Here is a 16,920-nt window from a genome sequence, read left to right as displayed (position 1 = left end):
ACAAGGAGTCAGGCATGGCACGCATGACGCTGGACTTTCCCGAGGCCATGGTGATCCATCGCCACTCCTTGTCGGTGCGCATCACCGACATGAACTACGGCCGGCACCTGGGCCACGACGCCCTGGTGTCGCTGCTGGCCGAGGCGCGCGCCTGTGCGCTGGCATCGCTCGCGTTTCCCGAGTGGGACCTGGCAGGCTACCCAAGCGTGGTGGCGGACCTGGCGGTCACCTACCAGCAGGAGGCGCGCTTTCCCGATCAGCTTACCGTCGAGACCGCCATTCCCGATCCTGACGGTAAGGCGCTGGTGGTTCACCACCGCCTGCGCAATGCCCAAGGTGCCACCGTGGCCACGGCGCGGGTGACGCTTCTGCTGGTCGACCTCGATACCCGCAGGCCGGTCGCCGTTCCTTCAGATTTCACGCGCGCCCTGGCCCGCGCCAGAGGTGAGTGATGTCGCGTGAATATCCCATCATCGCGGTGACCGGTTCCTCCGGAGCGGGTACCACCACGGTTCGGCGCAGTTTCGAGCGCATGTTCCAGCGCGAGGACGTGCACGCCGCCGTCGTCGACGGCGACGCCTTTCATCGCTACACCCGTGACGATCTGCAGCGCATCCTGCGTGACGAACCCGAGCGTAAGGACGAGCTGTCCCACTTCGCCGTCGAGGCCAACCTGCTTGATCGCCTTGAGGGGCTGTTCATCGAATACGGCGAGCATGGTTCCGGCACCTTTCGCCACTACATTCATGCCGAGGACAAGCAGCGGATCGAGGCCGGCTACCGGGTGGGCACCTTCACCGAGTGGCAGTCGCTGCCTTGCGGCACGGACCTGCTGTTCTACGAGGGGCTGCACGGCGGGCTCGTCACCCCGGAATACGACATCGCCCGCCACGCAGACCTGCTCATCGGCGTGGCGCCGACCATGAATCTCGAGTGGATCCAGAAGATCGATCGTGACACCAAGCTGCGCGGCTACTCCCAGGAGGCGGTGATCGACACGATCCTCGGGCGCATGAACGACTACGTGCGCTACATTCAGCCGCAGTTCTCGCGCACCCATATCAACTTTCAGCGCGTGCCGACGGTCGATACCTCCAACCCCTTCGAGGTGCAGGACATTCCCACCGACGCCGAGTCCTTCGTGGTGATCCGTTTTCGCGACCCCTCGACGGTGGATTTTCCCTGGCTTCTGGCCATGATCAAGGACGCCTTCATGACGCGCCCGCACACGCTGGTAGTGCCGGGTGCTCGGCTGTCGCTGGCCATGGAGCTGATTCTTGCGCCACTGGTGCGCCACCTGCTGGCCCAGCGGCGGTTTCGCTGATCGCCGCGCGGCGATCGATCCCATTGTCGATCCGGCCTATTTTCGATCCCGTCGAAGGCCGGCCCTATCCTTTCGGAGGACGCCATGGAGTGTCTTTTCTGCAAGATCGTCAACCGCGAGATTCCCGCCGACATCGTCTACGAAGACGACCACGTGCTGGCGTTCAACGATATCGACCCCCAGGCGCCGGTGCATCAGCTGATCATTCCCAAGCAGCATATCGCCACGCTCAACGATATCGCGCCGGATGACCTGAGCGTCGTGGGGCGGCTTCAATACACGGCGGCCACGCTCGCCAAGCAGCAGGGCTTTGCCGAAGACGGCTATCGCGTGGTGATGAACTGCAACGCCATGGGTGGGCAGACGGTCTATCATATCCACATGCATCTGCTCGGCGGTCGCCAGTTCACCTGGCCCGCCGGCTAACCCTCCACGATCCAGGGCAGGAGAGTGACCATGCGTGAACGACATCTGAGCCGTTCGGATCGCCTGATCTCGCACATCGACAGCGCGCTGCGCACGCTGATTCCCAACACACGCGGTGCCCAGCGCACCAACCCGGCAAGCGGCGCTCCTGAGGCGGCGCTTGACGAGCTTGAGCGGCGACACGCGGCGAGCACGCTGCGGGTACTGCACTTGGCGACGGCCGGCGTGCAAGGGCTTTGCCAAGGGCAGGTGGGACTCGTGATGCTGCCCAAGGCGCGCCTGCAGATCGATCAGGCCCAGCGCGAGGCGACTGATCACCTGGCCTGGTGCCAACAGCGCCTGTCGCAGCTGGAAAGCCGCACCAGCTACTTCACGCCGGTCTACTACGGTGCCGGCGTCGGGCTCGGCCTCGTGAGCGGATGGGTCGGCGATCGTTTCGGGCTGGGCATGGTGGCCGCCAGCAAGGAAGTACTCGGTTGTCGTACCAACGACCAGATGAGCTACCTGTCGAGCGATGATCAGCGCTCGCGAACGCTGCTGCGCCAGGTCGTCGCCGACAATACCCATCATGCCCAGCTGGCGTTGGAAGCCGGCGGCCTGCGCTTTCCGGCGCCCGTCAAGTGGAGCATGGGGGTGCTCGGGGCGGCGTCGCTCAAGAAGGCGCGCTACACCTGACTTGACGAATGGGGTGGCGTGTCCAATTCTGGTTGATGCAAACGAAGCTTGTGGCCCGAAAGCCTAGAGCGTTGATAACGAACGCCACTCGAGGAGGGCAGTGGCGTTCGAACATGAACCGGCCGGCAGAAGCCGAGGCTTCCAGGACGCAAGCCCGCCGGAAGCGACACCATGGACAAGGAGATCGATCATGCTAGGCAACGCAATGCTGTTTCTTATCATCGCCATCATTGCCGGGGTACTGGGATTCTCGGGCATCGCCGGAGTCGCCTCGACCATCGCGCAGGTGCTCTTCGTGCTGTTTCTGATTCTCTTCATCGTTTCGCTGTTCACCGGCCGGCGCCGCTGACCCGGAGGCGCACGCGCGATCCCGATGGCCATCCGGCCATGAAAAAAGCCCCTCACGAGGGGCTTTTTCGATGCCAGTATCGACTCAGGCGTCGATGCGCTTGTACTTCAGGCGCTTGGGCGTGTCGTTGCCGACGCGTTTCTTGTGATCTTCCTCGTAGTCGGTGTAGTTGCCGTCGAAGAACACCACTTCCGAGTCGCCTTCGAAGGCGAGGATATGCGTGGCGATGCGGTCCAGGAACCAGCGGTCGTGGGAGATCACGATCGCACAGCCCGGGAAGGCCAGCAGCGCCTCTTCGAGCGCGCGCAGCGTCTCGATATCCAGATCGTTCGAGGGTTCGTCGAGCAGAAGCACGTTGGCACCCTGCTTGAGGGTCTGGGCCAGCTGCAGGCGACCACGCTCGCCGCCGGAGAGCTCGTCGAGGCGTTTCTGCTGGTCGTTGCCCTTGAAGTTGAAGCGTCCCACGTAGGCGCGCGACGATACCTCGTAGCCGTTGATGTTGAGGACGTCCTGACCATCGGACACCGCCTCCCACACGGTCTGCCGGTCGTCGAGCGCGTCGCGCAGCTGCTCGACGTAGGCGATGTCCACCGTTTCGCCGATGACCACCTCGCCCTCGTCGGGCTGCTCCTGGCCTGCGATCAGCTTGAACAGCGTGGATTTACCCGCGCCGTTGCCGCCGACGATGCCGATGATCGCGCCGGGCGGCACGGTGAAGGAGAGGTCCTGGTACAAAAGCTTGTCATCGAAGCGCTTGGTGACGTTGTGGAACTCGATGACCTTGTCGCCCAGGCGCGGGCCGGGCGGAATGTAGATCTCGTTAGTCTCGTTGCGTTTCTGGAAATCGCCGGACTGCATCTCCTCGAAGCGGTTGAGGCGCGCCTTGCTCTTGGCCTGACGGCCCTTGGCGTTGCTGCGCACCCACTCGAGCTCCTGCTTGATCGCCTTCTGGCGCGAAGCCTCCTGCTTGGCTTCCTGGGTCAGGCGCTGCTCCTTCTGCTCGAGCCACTGCGAGTAATTGCCCTCGAAAGGAATGCCCTGGCCGCGGTCGAGCTCGAGAATCCAGCCGGCCACGTTGTCGAGGAAGTAGCGGTCGTGGGTGATTGCCACCACGGTGCCGTTGTAGTCGTGCAGAAAGCGCTCGAGCCAGGCGACGGATTCGGCGTCCAGGTGGTTGGTCGGTTCGTCGAGCAGCAGCATGTCGGGGTTCGACAGCAGCAGGCGGCATAGCGCCACGCGGCGGCGCTCACCGCCGGACAGGTGACCGACCTTGGCGTCCCAGGGCGGAAGGCGCAGTGCTTCGGCGGCGACCTCGAGCTTGCGCTCGATGTTATGCGCGTCCGCCGCCTCGATGATGTTCTCAAGGCGTGCCTGTTCGCTGGCCAAGGCGTCGAAGTCCGCGTCGGGCTCGGCGTAGGCGGCGTAGACCGCGTCGAGCTTCTCCTGGGCCGCCTTTAGTTCGCCCAGCGCCTCTTCGACGGTTTCACGAACGTTTTTCTCATCGTCCAGCTGCGGCTCTTGGGGAAGATACCCCACGTTGATGCCGGGCATCGGGCGGGCTTCACCTTCAAACTCCGTATCGACGCCCGCCATGATGCGCAGCAGCGTGGATTTACCCGCGCCGTTGAGGCCGAGCACACCGATCTTGGCGCCCGGGAAGAACGACAGCGAGATATCCTTGAGAATTTGTTTCTTAGGCGGCACGACTTTGCCGACCCGGTTCATGGTGAATACGTATTGCGCCATGGAAATCCGTTAGGTTGGTGAGAAGAAGGAGGCCGTGAGGCTTGCCTGGGGCTAGATGATAGTGCTCAGCGCGGCCAAAGGCCAGACGCCACGCCTGGGGCAGCGATGAGCACCAAGGCGTGAAGTCGACAATGCAGGAAGAGAAAGGCGGAGAGGGCGAAGCGTTACTCTTCCTCGTCCCAGTCATCCTCGATGGCGCGCTTGAGCCTGCGCTCTTCGAGCCAAGCCTCTACCTGACGGCGAGCGCGCAACGTATCGGCCTTGCTGGGTTTGTGCTTGGAGTATTGCTCGTCGTTGACGGCATCCAGGTTGTCGAAGTCGTCGCCTTCGAGGTTCGAGGCGGAGAAGGCATCACGATTAAGGGGGTCACGGCTCATGGTAGGCCCTCCAACCCAAGCCGGCTTGCCGGCATTGAAACGACTCAGCCTCGACGGTACGGTCGATGATCGAGCTGAGCGCCCAGCGCGGTGTCCGCGCTTAGGCGCTATATAGCGTCGGTTGGAGGGAATTTCAAGCGTTAAATGCGCCTGGCGCCCGTTCAGGCAATTTCGTGCTTTTTCTGCAGTGCCGACAGCGCGTTCTGCGCTTCTACGCGTTCGGTCACGTCCTTCTGCACGCCCACGCAGTACATCAGGTTGTCGCTTTCATCGAACACCGGGGTGATCGAGAGCTCGTTCCAGAACATGGTGCCGTCCTTGCGATAGTTGCGCAGCACTTCGCGACAGGGGCGACCGCTCTTGAGCGCATCGCGAATCGCGTCGAGTGCCTCCTGGTCGCGGTCGTCGTTCTGCAGAAAACGGCAGTCCCGATAGAGTATCTCATCGGCGGTGTAACCGGTCAGGCGCTCGAACCCTTTGTTGACATAAATGAGGATGTTTTCGTCTCCCTCCTGCTCTGATACGACGATGCCGTCATCCGATGCATCAACGATACGCTCGAGCAGCTCGGGATTGATTAGAGGAGATCGTTTCATAAAAGGGTCCTATTGCTTATCGCTCATCCGCTGCCATGGCGCTGTGCATCAGCGCGGGGTCAACGGTACTTAAACTGACCAACCCCCCTAACATAGGTAGACATGCGCGCACTGGCAAGTAATCTCGCCCTGGGGCAGGGGAGACGACAGGAAGTATGGGGTCATTCGACTTCGGGAAGTCGATAGGCGCTTGCAAGGGCGCCTACGGCAGTCATGGCCAATACCCCCAGTAGCGTAGCGGTTCCCAGCCATTGTGCAAGCGCGCCTACCGCGCCGCCGACGGCAAGCATCAAGATGCCGGTCAAGGTGTTGGAAAGCGCGACGTAGAGCGCGCGATCGTCCTGGGTGGCGATATCGACCAGGTAGGTCTTGCGTCCCAGACGCACGCCATGGTGAACGATGACCAGCAGGGCATAGATCAGCGCGTAGGGAACCGCGCTGTTCGTCCAGTCCCCCGGCAGCCAGAAGAGGCTCGCCCCCAGTGCGCAGCCCAGCGCCGTGCCGGTCGCGGCGTAGCACATCACCCGGCGGCTGGACTGGTCGGCCAGCTTGCCCCAGACCGGGCTCGCCACCAGGGCGGCCAGCCCCGATACCACCACCAGCAGGCCCAGGTTGCCAAGGTCGGTGCCGCTTTGCTGCTGGCCGAGAAGAGCGAGGTACGGCAGCGCCAGAGCGCTCGACAGCAGTAGCGCACGCGATACGTTGAAGTGCAGAAACGCCCGGTCGTGCTTCAAGAGCGACAGGCCGTACTTGATGCTCGTCCAGGCATTCTGGCCGCCATCGACGGCGCCGGCCTCTTCTTGGATGCGGGCGACGCAGAGCGCGTTGAGGAGCCACCCCAGGGCAGCGATGATGAGAAGGACCGCCAGCGCCCAGTTGCCGGGACGGTCGCCGAACAGCATCAGCACACCCCCGGCGGCGAGCGTTACCGCCCCGGCGACGCTGCCGCTGTAGCCCATCAGCGTGCCGCGACGGCGCTTGGCGATGGTCTTGCCCATGACGTCCTTGGTGGCGATCGACGATACGCCGCGTGCAAGCGACAGCAGGACCAGGGCGGCGAGCACCAGCGCGCCTCCCGTGGTGCCGGTGCCGAAGAGCGCCAGAAGCGCCAGAACGAAGGCGCCCCCGGCCTGCAGCACCGCCCCCGCCACCCACACCCACTTGCGCCGGGGCAGCGGACGAATGAAGCCGGCCACGAAGATCTGGGGAAGCAGGGCGCCCGCTTCGCGAATGGGAACCAGAAGACCCACCATCCAGACCGGCGCGCCGATGATGCCCATCAGCCAGGGCAGCACCAGGCGAGCGCTCGAGAGCTCGTCGGCGAGCTTGTTGCCGAGCGCGGCGAACAGGTGAAGAAAGAAGTTGCGCGGCTGCTCCTGACACGCCGCGTCGGGTATGTCCTTGCACATTCGGCTATCGTCGTCGCCGGTCATCCATTCGAACAGGCGGGTCTGGGAAGGGGGGTGCTCGGCCATCACGATTCCTTGGCAGTGACTCATTGGCAGTAAACAAGACGAAGTGACAGAATGCCGATTCGCCAGCTCATATTAGAACATTTGGGATGAAGGCAATGCCGCGTATATCGATCCGCTACTGCACCCAGTGCAATTGGCTTCTGCGAAGCGCCTGGTACGCCCAGGAGCTTCTCTCCACCTTCGGCGACCAGCTCGAAGAGGTCGCCCTCGCACCTGCCCATGGCGGAACCTTCGAAATTCGCTGCGACGACGAGCTGATCTGGGAACGCAAGCGTGATGGTGGCTTTCCCGACGTCAAGACCCTCAAGCAGCGCGTGCGTGACCGGATCGACCCCAAGAGAGATCTGGGGCACATCGACCGATGAGCGGGGATCGACGCGCCATCGCCTTTGGTCTAGGAGCGGTCGCGCTCTGGTCCACCGTCGCCACTGCCTTCAAGTTCGCGCTGGCCTTCATGAGTCCGCTGGAGCTGATGTGGATGGCGGCCCTCGTGTCTTGGGCATTGATGGGAGCGCTCGTCGTGCATCGCGGGTTGGGCCGGGTCGCGCTCGCATCCGGTTGGAAAACCGCCGCCTGGGCGGGCTTGATGAATCCGGTAGCCTATTACCTGGTGCTGTTCGCCGCCTATGACCGGCTGCCGGGGCAAGAAGCCATGGCGCTCAACTACACCTGGGCGCTGGCGATGGCCTTTCTGGCCGTTCCGCTGCTGGGCCAGCGCCTGTCGCGGCTCGACGTGCTGGCCGGTGTGATGGCCTATGCCGGCGTCTGGGTGATCGCCACGCGTGGGCGCGTGTTCGACATGGCTTTCGAGGATCCGCTGGGAGTGGTCTTCGCGCTCTGTTCGACGCTGATCTGGGCGCTCTACTGGCTGCTCAACGCTCGTGATGCGCGCGAGCCGTTGGTGGGGCAGTGGCAAAATTTCACCATCGGCTTGCCGGTACTCACTTTTTTGCTACTTTTAGGGCCAGGTGTTACCTGGCATGGCTGGCCGGCGCTGGGCGCCGGTGTCTACGTGGGCCTGTTCGAGATGGGCATTGCGTTTCTTCTCTGGCAGTTGGCGGTGAATGGCATCTCACGCACCGCCAAGGTATCCAATCTGATCTTCCTGTCGCCTCCGGTGTCGCTCATGCTTCTCCACTTCGTGATGGGCGAGCCTCTTCTGATCTCGACATTCACAGGGCTTGGCCTGATCCTGGCAGGCCTGGCTCTTCAGCAATTACCAGCTAATCAAAAGGGATGAATCAGAGTAAGGCGTTTTTTTGAGATATTTATTGTAAATTTTTGTGACATTTGTTTTTATAACTTGCCTTTCAATTGCACTTAATTAATTTAAGTGAAGCTCGAGGGGGCTAGCGCGGTCCGTGAATGATCTCCATGTATTTTAGGCGAATGGCGTTCCAGAAGAATGGTATGCCAGGAGAATGCAGGGGCGTTTGTTCGGGCCAAGCGACAAGGCGGGTCGCGATTTCATCGGTAGGTCGAAGCGTTCACTAGGAATCCAGGCACATGAAAGACAATGTCACAATGAAACTGAAGCATCTCTTCTCGGCACGCGCGTTTCGTCCGCTCACGGTGGCCACGCTGACCTGCCTTCCGCTGTCTGCCCTGGCGCAGTCGCTGCCGGCGAGCCTCTACGCGCCTGGATCCACCGACTTGCCCAGCGCCATCCAGCAGACCATCGTCACCAACCCGCAGGTCAACGCTGCCTGGTCGAGCTTCAACGCATCCGGCAGCGACGTGCGCGCTGCCCGTGGCGGCTATCTGCCGACCGTCGACGTGCGTGCGGGAGTGGGGCGTCAGGACCAGGAGAACGACGGGCGTGGCAGCTACAGCAGTGACTTCGCCGAGCTGACGCTTTCGCAGATGGTGTTCGACGGCTTTGCCACGCGCAGCGAGGTCGAGCGGCTCGATCGCACGCGGCTGATCGCCTACTTCGAGCTCCTCGGTGCCAGCGAAGAAGTGGCCCTGGAAGCCTTTCGCAGTTACCTCGATGTTATGCGCTATCGCGAGCTGGTCCGCCTGGCCCAGGACAACTACCGTCAGCACCAGCGTGTCTTCGGCCAGATCGAGGAGCGTACACTTTCTGGCGCCGGCCGTGGGGTGGATCTCGAGCAGATCAACGGCCGCCTGGCGCTGGCCGAGTCCAACCTGATGTCGGAGGCGTCCAACCTGCACGATGTGACGGCGCGCTACCAGCGCATCGTCGGCCAGCTGCCCGCCCAGAACATGCTGCCGGCGCCGTCGCTCGAGACGAACCTGCCGGCCAACGTCACCGAGGCCGTGCGCATGGCCTTCGAGGGCAACCCCGACTTCCAGGCGGCGATCGAGAATATTGCCGTGGCGCGCGCCCAGCAAGACGCTGCGCGGGCAGGCTACCTGCCGCGTCTGGATATCCAGGGGCGTACCGGTACCAACAATCAGGATAGCGTCGCCGCTGGGCGCAGCGACGAGCACAGCATTCAGCTGGTGGCCAGCATGAACCTGTATCGCGGCGGGGCGGACCGCGCCTCCTTCGAGGCCGCCGCATCGCGCATCGAGCAGGCTCAGAGCCAGCGTGAAGTGGCCTGCACCAACGTGCGCCAGACTACCCAGATCGCCTACAACGATACCCAGCGTCTGCGCGAACAGCTGAGCTACCTCAACGAGCATCGCCAGTCCATCGACCGCGTGCGCGGCGCCTATCAGCAGCAGTTCGACATCGGCCAGCGGACGCTGCTCGATGTGCTCGACAGCGAGAACGAGTACTTCGAAGCCAGTCGTGCCTTCGCCAACGCCGAGTTCGATCTGACCCTCGCCCAGGCGCGCACGCTGGCGTCTATGGGGCAGCTCATGCCCACGCTCGGCGTCACCCGCGACGATATCCCGAGCCTATCCGAGCTCGGCTACGACGGCATGACGCTGAGCTCCGCCGATACCTGCGCGCTCGACGGGCCCAGCGGTTTCACGCTGGAAGACTTCACTCGGGGCATTTCCGCTTCTTCCGGGAACTGAAGCGTTTCGGCCTGGTTGGCAAGCACCCGTCTCGGTCACGGGTGCCTGTCGATGTGTCCCTGTGGACCGCCCGGCGCGGCAAGGAGTGAAGCCTTGCTTGATTTCGACATCATGGCGTGAATATAGGCGTGTAAGTATGACGTTATCGGGTCATTGCGGAGGGTGTATCTGGCGTTAAATGCGCTTGACTTCGCTGGAAACCAACGCGCGGCGATCCCCCCATTTCTGGCGCCGGGGTAAGGGGCGCGGTGACGCGCATCGACGCATCTTTCTTATCACGGCACTCCCGTGCACAGGAGACGAGGCTTTAGTGGCGCAGGGCAAACAGGTAGTTTCTACTCGGGCTCCGTCCCCCGAACGTTCGAGCGATGAACTGCTCGAATGTCTCAAGGCGATCGCGAGCTATCATCAGCACGAGGTCTCCTCCGAGGCGCTCAAGGCCGGTCTTCCGCTCGAGAAGGGCAATCTCACGCCCTCCGTGTTCGGGCGTGCCGCAAAGCGTGCCGGACTGACCGCGCGCATCGTCAAGAGCGCACTGGCCAACCTCAACCCGGCGCTATTTCCGGTCGTCCTGCTGCTGGAGCCGGGGCGGGCCTGCGTTCTGCTGGGCATCGATGCCCAGCAGGGCAAGGCCAGCGTTATCTTCCCGGAGCTTTCGGAGGCCGCCGTCGACGTGGCACTCGACGAGCTCAACGCCGGCTACAGCGGCGAGGCGATCTACGTGCGGCCTCGCTTCCAGGCGGACAACACCAGCGAGCCCGGTGTCGACAAGACGCGCCGCCAGCACTGGTTCTGGAGCGTCATCAAGGAGAACCGGCGACTCTACCGCGACATCGTGTGCGGATCGGTAGCCATCAACATCTTCGCGCTCGCCATGCCGCTGTTCATCCTCAACGTCTACGATCGGGTGGTGCCGAACCAGGCGACTGAAACGCTCTGGGTGATGGCGCTCGGCGTATTCATCGTGCTGTGCTTCGACCTGGCGCTTCGTCTGATGCGCAGCGCCTTCGTGGACCTGGCCGCCAGCCGGGCGGACGTCAAGCTCTCCTCGGCGATCATGGCCAAGGTGCTGGGCATGCGCATGGAGGAGCGGCCGGCCTCGACCGGTTCGTTCACCTCGACGTTGCAATCCTTCGAGTCGGTGCGTGCCTTCATCGGCTCGGCGACCATCGTGGGCATCGTCGATCTTCCCTTCGTGTTGATGTTTCTGGCGATCATCGCGCTGATCAACCCGTGGCTGGCGCTGCCGGTGATCGTCGGCATTGTGTTCGTGCTGCTCTACGCGTTGGCAGCGCAGGGCAAGCTCCACGAGCTTTCCCAGACCACCTGGGAGGTGGGCGCCCAGCGCAACGCTCTGCTGGTGGAGTCGGTCTCCCAGCTCGAGAACGTCAAGGCGCTGCGCGCGGAGAGCCGCATCCAGCGTCACTGGGAGAAAGCGACCGCCTTTCTCTCGCGCACCGGCGCCCAGCTCAAGCACGTCAGCTCCTCGGTCTCGAGCGTGGCGCTTTGGGCGCAGAACAGCGTGGCGATCTGCGTCATCATCGTCGGCGTCTACCAGATCATCGAAGGCAATCTTTCCCAGGGCGGGCTGATCGCAAGCTACATGCTGTCGTCGCGCGCCATGGCGCCCATCAGTCAGGCGGCGGCGCTGCTCGCCCAGTACCACCAGTCTTCCACGGCACTCGAGTCGCTCAACCAGGTGATGGCCAAGAAGGAGGAGCGCCACGAAGGCAAGGCCTACGTCGAAAAGCCTAGCGTCAGCGGTCATCTGCAGCTCGAGAAAGTGTCGCTGCGCTACCCGGACGAGGAGCGCGACGCGCTGCGCGACATCTCGCTAACCATCAAGGAGGGCGAGAAGGTCGCGCTGCTGGGGCGTGTAGGGTGCGGTAAGTCCTCGCTCAACAAGCTGCTGCTCGGCTTCTATCGGCCCAGCGCCGGCGCGGTGATGCTCGACGGGGTCGACATTCGCCAGCTCGATCCGTTGCAACTGCGCCGCCACATCGGCTATGTGCCTCAGGACGTGAGCCTGTTCTCCGGTTCGCTCAGGGACAACATCGTCGCCGGCGGCGGCAGCGACCGCGTGGACGACCACGCCCTGCTGCGCGCGATCAAGATCGCCGGGCTGGAGCCGCTGGTGAACGGCCATCCCAAGGGGGTGGACCTGCAGGTAGGCGAGCGCGGTCAGGCGTTGTCCGGCGGTCAGAAGCAGGCCGTGGCCATTGCCCGGGCGCTCGTGCAGGATCCGCCGGTGCTGCTGCTCGACGAGCCGACCAGCGCCATGGACAACGCCAGCGAAGAGGCCTTCAAGGCCAACCTCACGGCGATTGCCGAGGGCAAGACCGTGCTGGTGGTCACGCACCGCACATCGCTGCTGTCGCTGGTGGATCGCATTATCGTCATGGATGCCGGCAAGGTTGTGGCGGACGGCCCGCGTGATAGCGTGGTCGAAGCGCTGCGCAACGGCCAGATCGGGAGGGCCTCCTGATGGAGAAGACATCCTCCACCACCGAGCAGAAAGGCTTCGAGGCCATCGGGCGCTTTTCCGAACAGGGCCAGAAACCGTTTCGGCCGTTCATGGATCGGCTGTTCGCCCGCCGGGTGAGCGCGGCCCACTTAAGCCGCGACTGGGCAAGCGACACCGATTGGGCGCGCATGCAGCAGGAGCCGATTCGCGCGCGGCTGTTCCTTTATACCACCTTGCTGGCGTTTCTCGCCGTGCTGGTATGGGCCTACTTCGCTCCAATCGACGAGGTAACGCGCGGCACGGGGCGAGTGATTCCGGCCAGCCATCTGCAGCGCATCCAGTCCTTCGATGGCGGCGTGGTCGAGCAGATCAACGTGCGTGAAGGCCAGGTGGTCAGCGCCGGCGAGGTGTTGATGCAAATCGACCCAACCCGGTTCGTGTCCGACTTCGGCGAGAACCGTGCCCAGCGCTATGCCTTGGAGGCGCGCGCCGAGCGCCTGCGGGCGCTGGCGACCGGCACGGCGTTCGAGCCCTCGGAGGAGCTTCGCCAGGAGGTGCCGGGTATCGTCATGCAGGAGCGCGAGGCGTACGAGAGCAGCACCGAGGAGCTTCGCGAGCAGGAAAACGTGCTCGAAGACCGCGTACGCCAGCGTCGCGAAGAGCTTCGGGAAGCCCAGGCGCGGCGCGATACTGCCGCCCGTGAAGCGGGCATGGCTAGCCAGGAGCTCAACCTGACGCGTCCGCTGCTCGCCTCCGGGGCGGTGTCGGAAGTCGAGGTGCTGCGCCTGGAGCGCGAAGTGTCCCGCGCCTCCGGCGAGCGTAGCCAGGCGGACGCCTCGGTCTCGCGTCTGCAGGCCGCGGTCGAGGAGGCCCAGACCCAGTTGCGCGAACTCAGCGCCGAGCGTCGTAGCGAATGGCGCACCAACCTGGCTCAGGCCGTGGGCGATCTGAACGCGCTGCAGCAGTCCGGCACCGGGCTGCAGGATCGCGTGCGCCTGGCCGAGATCCGCTCGCCGGTCGACGGGGTCATCCAGCGTATCCACATCAACACCATCGGCGGCGTGGCCCAGCCCGGCCAGGAAGTGATCGAGATCATCCCCAGCGACGACCAGCTACTGGTCGAGGCGCGTATCGCTCCCAAGGACATCGCCTTCCTGCATCCCGGCCAGGCCTCGACTATCAAACTCACCGCCTACGACTACTCCATTTACGGTGGCCTTCAGGCGGAGCTCGAGCATATCAGCGCCGATACCATCACCGATGACGACGGCAATACCTTCTATCTAGTGCGTGTGCGCAGTATCGACAACGAGAATCCGGCCGAAAGGCTCCAGGTCATTCCCGGGATGACAGCGCAGGTGGATATCGTGACAGGAAAACGAACGGTCATGCAGTTTCTGCTGAAGCCCGTGCTAAGAGCGTGGCGTGACTCAATGGGAGAGCGCTGATGAAACACCATTTCATAACCACCGACGGGAACATGAAAGCGCGCTGGATGGAGGCGTTTCCCGAGGCCTCGTCCATCTTGGCCGAGCAGGGCAGCGATGCGATCGGCACAGGCGACGTGGCCTGGCTGGTCACGATGATCGATGACTGGCCGCTGCGGGTCGGTGAGCTCGCCCAACGTGGCGCCACGGTCGTCGTGCTCAGCTACAGCGCCGACGACCAGGAAGCGCTGCTGGCCTTCGAGCAAGGTGCGCGCGGCTACGTCCATACGCTAGCGGCGCCGGAGGTGCTCGAGCAGGTAGCGCTGGTAGTCACGAACCAGGGCATCTGGGCTGGCCAGGCACTGCTTTCCAAGGTTCTGAGCGGCTCGTTCCAGGCTCTACGGCAGCGCCACGCCGGTGAGCCATCGCTTTCCGCGCCGCTTCTGGGTCAGTTGACCGAGCGCGAACGCGCGGTCGCCCTGGCGGTTGCCCGTGGAGCAAGCAACAAGGAGATTGCCCGGCAACTCGATATCGGCGAGCGTACGGTCAAGGCGCACCTCAGCGCGATCTTCAAGAAACTGGCGGTGCGTGACCGACTCCAGCTCATTCTCAAGCTCTCGGACAACGCCAGCTCCCGCACGGCGTGATGCTTGCGCACCGGTCCTCGCGACCGGTGCGTATCTCTCTTCAAAGACCGTCGTTCTGCCCATCGGTACAATAGGTTCCGCTCGCCAAACGTCCTACCATTGCGCTATAAGCCGCGTTCTCTTTTTCGTGCCCTCACGAAACGGCGGCTACTAACGTCTACCGGGGATCTTTTTCATGGCGACAGCAACGGTCATCTCTATCTCGGGCGAAGCCTGGGTCATCGACGCGTCAGGCAACGTTCGCGAGGCGCGAATCGGCGACACCTTGAACGAAGGGGAAACCTTGGTGACCGCCGACGGTGGCCGCGTCGAGCTGGACTTCGGGGATGGTGCCGGCCCCAGCGTGGTCGAAGGTGGTCAGGAAGTCGCCATCACGCCGGAGCTCGAGAACGATGCCCTCGTCGCCACCGACGAAGCCAGCGTGCTGGATGACGACCTCGAGGCGCTGCTGGCCGCCCTCGAAGACGGCGACACGGATCTTCTCGACGTGCTGGATGCCACCGCTGCAGGGGGCATCGCCGGTGGCGGTGGTGGCGGCAACACCTTCGTGCGCGTGGCGCGTATCGCCGAAGACGTCGACCCGCTGAGCTTCTCCTCCGCAGGCTCCGCCGCCGGCACCTCCCCTGAATTCTTCGACTTCTCCGGCGGCGACGAAAACGCACTGGCCGCCGGCGCCACGCCTCCCATCGCCCCGGCTGATCCCCTGGATCCTGCAGCCCCGATCGATCTCACGGATCCGACCGATCCAGGTGATGGGGATGCAGATGCTGATTCCGATGCGGATGCGGATGCGGATGCCGATTCTGACTCAGACGCCGATGCAGATGCAGATGCAGATTCCGACGCTGATGCCGATTCGGACGCCGATGCAGATGCAGATGCCGATTCTGACGCGGATGCGGATGCGGATGCGGATGCGGATGCGGATGCGGATGCCGACGCAGATGCCGATTCGGACGCAGATGCCGATGCTGACGCGGACGCTGATGCCGATTCGGACGCAGATGCAGATGCCGATGCCGATGCCGATTCGGACGCTGATGCCGATGCGGACGCTGATGCCGATGCCGATGCCGATGCCGATGCAGATTCCGACGCTGATGCAGACGCCGACGCAGATGCTGATGCTGATTCAGATGCAGATGCCGATTCGGACGCTGATGCCGATGCCGATGCCGATGCCGATGCGATGCGGACGCTGATGCCGATGCCGATGCAGATTCCGACGCTGATGCAGATGCCGATTCGGACGCTGATGCCGATGCCGACGCAGATGCAGATGCAGATTCCGACGCAGACGCAGACGCAGACGCAGACGCAGACGCAGACGCAGATGCTGATTCGGACGCTGACGCTGATTCAGATGCTGATGCTGATGCAGATGCAGATGCCGATTCGGACGCTGATGCCGATGCCGATGCCGATGCCGATGCCGATGCCGATGCCGATGCAGATGCAGATGCAGATGCAGATTCCGATGCGGATGCGGACAGTGATTCAGATATTGAGTCTTCGATTGATGTGCATGCACAGGTCAATAATCAAAACTCAACTTTGAATATTGTTGGTTCTACTACCGGTGTCGCGCCGAACAGCACCGTCACGCTCACCATCACCGACCAGAACGGCAACACCGTGACCGCCGATGCCACCGTCAACGATGACGGCAGCTACCGCGTGGACGGCGTGGACGTTAGTGGCCTGGTCGACGGCGACCTCACGGTTGAGGCGGTCGCCACCGACCGTAACGGCAACGAGATCAACGCCAACACCGGCGTGGAGCTCGACGCGGTGGCGTCCGCCATCACCGTCGAGGCGACCGTCGACAACGGCGACGCGACCCTGGATATCCGCGGTACCACCACCGACGTGGCCCCGGGCAGCGTGGTGACGATCACCATTACTGACCAGAACGGCAACACCGTGACGGCCGATGCCACCGTCAACGACGATGGCAGCTACGCCGTGGACGGCGTGGACGTCAGCGGTCTGGTGGATGGCGAGCTGACCGTCGAAGCCATCGCCACCGACCGCAACGGCAACGAGATCAACGCCAACACCGGCGTGGAGCTCGACGCGGTGGCGTCTGCCATCACCGTCGAAGCCACGGTCGACAACGGCGATGCCACCCTGGACATCCGCGGCACTACCACCGACGTGGCCCCGGGCAGCGTGGTGACGATCACCATCACCGACCAGAACGGCAACACCGTGACGGCCGATGCCACCGTCAACGACGATGGCAGCTACGCCGTGGACGGCGTGGACGTCAGCGGTCTGGTGGATGGCGAGCTGACCGTCGAAGCCATCGCCACCGACCGCAACGGCAACGAGATCAACGCCAACACCGGCGTGGAGCTCGACGCGGTGGCGTCTGCCATCACCGTCGAAGCCACGGTCGACAACGGCGATGCCACCCTGGA

General features: G+C 63.5%; 17 protein-coding genes. 13 read left to right on the top strand and 4 right to left on the bottom strand.

Translation table 11 applies throughout. The features are described 5' to 3' along the window. Window positions 1-14 precede the first annotated feature (14 nt). The 5 genes from GEV37_RS00085 (at window position 15) to GEV37_RS00065 (ending at window position 2,774) form a co-directional block, all read left to right on the top strand. Window positions 15-452, top strand: a complete 438-nt coding sequence (locus GEV37_RS00085) for an acyl-CoA thioesterase (RefSeq protein ID WP_227388136.1) — start codon at window positions 15-17, stop codon at window positions 450-452. Further along, window positions 452-1,324 (top strand): phosphoribulokinase, encoded by an 873-nt coding sequence (locus GEV37_RS00080; RefSeq protein ID WP_227388135.1) that lies wholly within the window; start codon window positions 452-454, stop codon window positions 1,322-1,324. Before GEV37_RS00085 ends, GEV37_RS00080 begins: the two co-directional genes overlap by 1 nt. Window positions 1,325-1,408: 84 nt before the next feature. After that, window positions 1,409-1,750 (top strand): histidine triad nucleotide-binding protein, encoded by a 342-nt coding sequence (locus GEV37_RS00075; protein WP_227388134.1) that lies wholly within the window; start codon window positions 1,409-1,411, stop codon window positions 1,748-1,750. 30 nt (window positions 1,751-1,780) lie between these two features. Continuing rightward, entirely contained in the window at window positions 1,781-2,425 is a 645-nt protein-coding gene (locus GEV37_RS00070) for a 3-demethoxyubiquinol 3-hydroxylase (RefSeq protein ID WP_227388133.1), read from the top strand. A 190-nt stretch (window positions 2,426-2,615) separates the two neighbouring features. After that, window positions 2,616-2,774 carry a DUF1328 domain-containing protein gene (locus tag GEV37_RS00065; RefSeq protein WP_227388132.1) on the top strand — a complete coding sequence of 53 codons (159 nt, stop codon included), beginning with the start codon at window positions 2,616-2,618 and terminating at the stop codon, window positions 2,772-2,774. 84 nt (window positions 2,775-2,858) lie between these two features. Here GEV37_RS00065 and ettA read toward each other — a convergent pair whose 3' ends face one another. From ettA to GEV37_RS00045, 4 genes are all read right to left on the bottom strand, one after another. Then, window positions 2,859-4,520 (bottom strand): energy-dependent translational throttle protein EttA, encoded by a 1,662-nt coding sequence (ettA, locus tag GEV37_RS00060; RefSeq protein ID WP_227388131.1) that lies wholly within the window; start codon window positions 4,518-4,520, stop codon window positions 2,859-2,861. Between the two features lie 164 nt (window positions 4,521-4,684). After that, window positions 4,685-4,897 carry a PA3496 family putative envelope integrity protein gene (locus tag GEV37_RS00055; protein WP_227388130.1) on the bottom strand — a complete coding sequence of 71 codons (213 nt, stop codon included), beginning with the start codon at window positions 4,895-4,897 and terminating at the stop codon, window positions 4,685-4,687. Window positions 4,898-5,058: 161 nt separating this feature from the next. Further along, the gene (locus tag GEV37_RS00050; RefSeq protein ID WP_227388129.1) at window positions 5,059-5,493 is read right to left on the bottom strand and encodes a PAS domain-containing protein; all 435 of its coding nucleotides are present in this window, start codon (window positions 5,491-5,493) and stop codon (window positions 5,059-5,061) included. 161 nt (window positions 5,494-5,654) lie between these two features. Continuing rightward, window positions 5,655-6,968, bottom strand: a complete 1,314-nt coding sequence (locus tag GEV37_RS00045) for an MFS transporter (protein WP_227388128.1) — start codon at window positions 6,966-6,968, stop codon at window positions 5,655-5,657. 95 nt (window positions 6,969-7,063) lie between these two features. Here GEV37_RS00045 and GEV37_RS00040 point away from each other — a divergent pair, with 95 nt between their 5' ends. From GEV37_RS00040 to GEV37_RS00005, 8 genes are all read left to right on the top strand, one after another. Further along, the gene (locus tag GEV37_RS00040) at window positions 7,064-7,333 is read left to right on the top strand and encodes an Rdx family protein (RefSeq protein WP_227388127.1); all 270 of its coding nucleotides are present in this window, start codon (window positions 7,064-7,066) and stop codon (window positions 7,331-7,333) included. Beyond that, window positions 7,330-8,208 carry a DMT family transporter gene (locus tag GEV37_RS00035; protein WP_227388126.1) on the top strand — a complete coding sequence of 293 codons (879 nt, stop codon included), beginning with the start codon at window positions 7,330-7,332 and terminating at the stop codon, window positions 8,206-8,208. Before GEV37_RS00040 ends, GEV37_RS00035 begins: the two co-directional genes overlap by 4 nt. A gap of 284 nt (window positions 8,209-8,492) precedes the next feature. After that, window positions 8,493-9,959: a TolC family outer membrane protein gene (locus tag GEV37_RS00030; protein WP_227388125.1), complete on the top strand. Its 1,467-nt coding sequence runs from the start codon at window positions 8,493-8,495 to the stop codon at window positions 9,957-9,959. 310 nt (window positions 9,960-10,269) lie between these two features. Next, on the top strand, window positions 10,270-12,444 hold the full coding sequence (locus GEV37_RS00025; protein ID WP_227388124.1) for a type I secretion system permease/ATPase: 2,175 nt from the start codon (window positions 10,270-10,272) through the stop codon (window positions 12,442-12,444). Continuing rightward, window positions 12,441-13,871, top strand: coding sequence for an HlyD family type I secretion periplasmic adaptor subunit (locus GEV37_RS00020; protein ID WP_227389183.1), 1,431 nt, complete (start codon window positions 12,441-12,443; stop codon window positions 13,869-13,871). Before GEV37_RS00025 ends, GEV37_RS00020 begins: the two co-directional genes overlap by 4 nt. After that, window positions 13,871-14,497 carry a response regulator transcription factor gene (locus GEV37_RS00015; protein ID WP_227388123.1) on the top strand — a complete coding sequence of 209 codons (627 nt, stop codon included), beginning with the start codon at window positions 13,871-13,873 and terminating at the stop codon, window positions 14,495-14,497. The genes GEV37_RS00020 and GEV37_RS00015 overlap by 1 nt, the downstream gene beginning before the upstream one ends. A gap of 175 nt (window positions 14,498-14,672) precedes the next feature. After that, window positions 14,673-16,055, top strand: a complete 1,383-nt coding sequence (locus tag GEV37_RS00010; RefSeq protein ID WP_227388122.1) for a retention module-containing protein — start codon at window positions 14,673-14,675, stop codon at window positions 16,053-16,055. Beyond that, the coding region (locus GEV37_RS00005; RefSeq protein ID WP_264477639.1) for a hypothetical protein at window positions 16,052-16,920 on the top strand (869 nt) is incomplete at its 3' end. The genes GEV37_RS00010 and GEV37_RS00005, both read left to right, overlap by 4 nt.

The sequence above is a fragment of the Vreelandella malpeensis genome (genome assembly GCF_020622355.1).
Taxonomy (GTDB): Bacteria; Pseudomonadota; Gammaproteobacteria; order Pseudomonadales; family Halomonadaceae; genus Vreelandella; species Vreelandella malpeensis.
This window is presented reverse-complemented; position numbering and strand designations above follow the sequence as displayed.